The 2682-nt window shown below is 35.3% G+C and carries 5 protein-coding genes and 1 pseudogene; all 6 read right to left on the bottom strand.

The genetic code is table 11. The features are described from left to right. Positions 1 to 186: pseudogene (locus RTW80_RS23790) on the bottom strand (type III secretion apparatus protein OrgA/MxiK); the annotation flags it as partial. Next, complete coding sequence (locus RTW80_RS23785) at positions 179 to 760, bottom strand: type III secretion apparatus protein OrgA/MxiK (protein ID WP_001333803.1); 582 nt, start codon at positions 758 to 760, stop codon at positions 179 to 181. The gene RTW80_RS23785 and the pseudogene RTW80_RS23790, both read right to left, overlap by 8 nt. 15 nt (positions 761 to 775) lie before the next feature. Next, positions 776 to 1510, bottom strand: a complete 735-nt coding sequence (locus RTW80_RS23780; RefSeq protein ID WP_000875246.1) for an EscJ/YscJ/HrcJ family type III secretion inner membrane ring protein — start codon at positions 1508 to 1510, stop codon at positions 776 to 778. Continuing rightward, complete coding sequence (gene sctI, locus RTW80_RS23775; RefSeq protein WP_000116719.1) at positions 1507 to 1839, bottom strand: type III secretion system inner rod subunit SctI; 333 nt, start codon at positions 1837 to 1839, stop codon at positions 1507 to 1509. The genes RTW80_RS23780 and sctI overlap by 4 nt, the downstream gene beginning before the upstream one ends. A 19-nt stretch (positions 1840 to 1858) precedes the next feature. Further along, positions 1859 to 2098 (bottom strand): type III secretion system needle complex protein, encoded by a 240-nt coding sequence (locus RTW80_RS23770; RefSeq protein WP_000796272.1) that lies wholly within the window; start codon positions 2096 to 2098, stop codon positions 1859 to 1861. Positions 2099 to 2111: 13 nt separating this feature from the next. Further along, positions 2112 to 2682: PrgH/EprH family type III secretion apparatus protein (locus RTW80_RS23765; protein WP_312720497.1), on the bottom strand; the 571-nt coding region annotated here is incomplete at its 5' end.

Raw genomic sequence — 2682 nt, 5'->3', positions numbered from 1 at the left:
TATCAAGGGTATAAAATTATCCATCTCATCAATAATGCCTTTTGTATAGCCATCATAATAACCTTGAATAAATTTTTCTTCTCTCTTTTCCTCAATACTCTGAATTTTTGCGGTGGTTTCAAGAAGGATTTTTTCTTTAAGAGAAACTATTTCTTTCAATCCATCAGAAATTTTTCTTTTAATCACAACACCATTTGCAGGAGATTTTATCAAGCTCATCTCTATTTTTTTTCGCATAAAATGTAATTCTCTCTAAAAGTGTTGATGCAAGTGGTAACGGCGATTGTATGTGGTCAACAAAATCAGGAAATAATAAATTAAATCGTTGCTGCATTGCCAATGGTTGTTGCCTTATATAGGGTAACAACGTTGAAAAACCACATGTGATGATATTGTGATAGTTAGCGATGCCGGGTTTGTATCGTGCCTTTTCATTTATTTCCAGCGGTATAGCTGATAAATAATCCCTTAGTACATCAGGAACCTTATAAAAAAACCCGCGTTCTGCAAACCTTTCTCGATAAAAGTGACAACCACTGAGTAAACAGATCAATGGAAGTAAATTCCAATTGTTTATGTAGTAAATAAGTGAACTATTCAGATTAAAATGTTCAACTGAAAGATTATACTGCAGGAGAATCATTTCATTGGTAATAGATCTCAGCACCGGATTGTTAATAGGTGTATTATTCAAGCTTACTCGTTGAGGATGAATATAACTAATTGGATCATATATAATCTTTCTTAGGGCAAGATTCATAACGTTCTCATATGTCTACTTAATTTTCAACCTGACTAAATTAGTTAGAATGGCCCTATACTTCCATAACAGCCAGCAAGTCGCTACGGATATTAATGCAAGTAAGATAGAAACCGGCATAGCCTTATCATAAGCAAAAACAGGTTCGCTAATTTCATATGTTGGTGCTTGCTCAATAATGTCTCTTCGTTTTGACAATACAACAGAAATATTCTCATATTGTACGCTTGCAAAACTATTAACAATAAATCTCTTTATGTCATTTATTTTTATTTCTGGATTGATATCTTTTTCATATACTGCAAGTACAGAAATATGAATTGGTAAAGCAGTTTTACCACTATCGCCAGTATCAACATCGTAACTAACATGTACTCTCGAAGAAACAATACCATCCATAATTTTGAGAGATTGCTCTAACCGCTGCTCAATAGCAGAATATAGCCTTGCTTTTTCCGCTCGTGGAGATGAAACGAGTGCATCTGCAGGGAACATCTGCGATATTTGAATATCAGGCTTACCCGGGAGATTGTAGATTTTTAGCCAATCCACCGCAGAAGCAAAATCCGTTGGTTCAACATAGATTGAGAATCCAGTTTTGCCTTGATCCTTCTTTTCAGCATTAATATTATGTCTTTGTAAAACAGCAAGGACATCATTAGCTTGCTGTTGATCAAGATGGTTCAGTAATTCCTGCTGCTTGCAGCCGCACAACAGCAGGATAAACAATAATAATGATATATATTTCATGAGCGGGTCAACGTCTCAACTGCAGCGACAATTTTTCTTGCTAATGTTCCCACCAATGAAACCTCGACATTATAATTAAGCACATGATCCTGCAAGACTAATAATTTTTCAGGAGTTAATCCTTTTTTATCAGACGTTAATGCTTGTAACGCATTTTGCTGCCAATTTTCAGTTTGTACAGCATAGTTAGCAAAAGCGGAGATCATTTTATCATCCGGGTTGTCAAGATTGAGAACCCGGTCATTTAAATCAATCACTTTCGCTTGCTGTATTTCATGAGCAGTTGATTGCTCAGCTCTATCAATAGGTGGCATATTGCTTACTGACATAATAAAATCCTTATCCAGTTTAGCGGAAGTTTTGTATGATTGCCGAATCAAGATCTTTATACGCTTTTACAACGTTAGATTGCGCATTTCGATATAATGTATACTCAGCTAATGCACTTTGATATTCGGCAAGGAATTTCGGGTCGGAAGGATTGGTTGCTAAATCCTCCAACGCTTTTTCAACTTGCTGGTTCAGATCATCAACGCCCTGATCAAATTGTTTGCTGATGTCCATAATATAACCATTCCAATCTGCCATAAGTCTTCCTCAATTATTCCTGAAATGTCCACTTGCTACCTTGAGACTTCTCGAATCGGTTATCTCCGTAGCTAAATGAACTATTATTTGTGTCCTGATTTTTCAAATTCACATTAAATCTTACATATTGTTTACCCCATTGTTTATAATATTCGTCAACATAGTTATTAATTTTATTTAATTCACTGTCACTTAACGTACCAATGATATTGAAATACACATTGTTAGCTGTTTTATATTTTTCATAAGAAAGACCTATCGCTGACAACGTTTCAATAGCCTGACTTTCCAATACATTATCATCTAATACCGCAATACTTATATTGCTGGCATATGGCATAGTTTGCAGTAATCCTTTAATAAGATTATCGATTAGTTGCTGTGTGATAGCGTTCCGTTGCTTACTCACTGTCAATCTTAGATTACTGGCATCTAATAGTTGAAGTTTAAAATATTGTAAATCAGGGAAATTATCAGCAAGCCATGAAAAAATTCGTATCGATTCATCATCAGGATTTATCACCCGTACTGGCTTTCCTGGTTGATTTTTTTCCAGTGCTTGTTTGACCCAGACTGCTTCATCC

The sequence above is a fragment of the Escherichia sp. AM3 genome, assembly GCF_032029835.1.
GTDB lineage: Bacteria > Pseudomonadota > Gammaproteobacteria > Enterobacterales > Enterobacteriaceae > Escherichia > Escherichia coli.
This window is presented reverse-complemented; position numbering and strand designations above follow the sequence as displayed.

What these genes read in the sequence shown, in the direction of transcription:
- RTW80_RS23770 (WP_000796272.1), bottom strand. Translation starts at nt 2,098, where the DNA reads ATGGCAGATTGGAATGGTTATATTATGGACATCAGCAAACAATTTGAT.
- sctI (WP_000116719.1), bottom strand. Translation starts at nt 1,839, where the DNA reads ATGTCAGTAAGCAATATGCCACCTATTGATAGAGCTGAGCAATCAACT.
- RTW80_RS23785 (WP_001333803.1), bottom strand. Translation starts at nt 760, where the DNA reads ATGAATCTTGCCCTAAGAAAGATTATATATGATCCAATTAGTTATATT.
- RTW80_RS23780 (WP_000875246.1), bottom strand. Translation starts at nt 1,510, where the DNA reads ATGAAATATATATCATTATTATTGTTTATCCTGCTGTTGTGCGGCTGC.